At 39.9% G+C, this 481-nt stretch carries 1 pseudogene; it reads right to left on the reverse strand.

The window, feature by feature from the left end:
- Nucleotides 1–445 (reverse strand): annotated as a pseudogene (locus OU788_RS12705) (hypothetical protein); the annotation flags it as partial.
- Nucleotides 446–481 lie beyond the last annotated feature (36 nt).

The following is a 481-nucleotide window of genomic DNA, read 5'->3' on the forward strand; positions in this document are numbered from 1 at the left end:
GACCACATACTACTAATCCTCCCCAATCTTTAGGAGCAGGAGTAGCAGCTCCAGAAGTCATAACTACAGGATTGTTTGCTTCACCATTGATGAAGATTTGCCCTCCTTGAGCTACAGCGATGTAAGCAGAAGTACCACCAGTAGCTTTAATAACTGTTCCAGCAGGAATTGTTAATTTTCCACCATCTTTTACTATGAAAGAGCTTGTTAATTGGTATTCAATATCAGCTTTTAAAGTAACTTCACCAGTAACTTCACCAGCTAAGTTTTCTTTAGAAACTCCACTGTTACTTAATCCTCTTGTCCAACCAGCAGCCCAATCAGGAGCAGCAGCACCATTACCAGCTCCAGAAGTAACTCCTTGACCGATGAAATCTTGATTAGCTCCAGTATAGTCAGTTAAAGCGAAACCATCAACATTTTCAGCAAACTGAACGTTAGTCATTTTTAAATCTCCATTTTCAATTCTTACAGCAGCTTC

This window comes from Tenacibaculum sp. L6 (genome assembly GCF_028823685.1).
Taxonomy (GTDB): domain Bacteria; phylum Bacteroidota; class Bacteroidia; order Flavobacteriales; family Flavobacteriaceae; genus Polaribacter.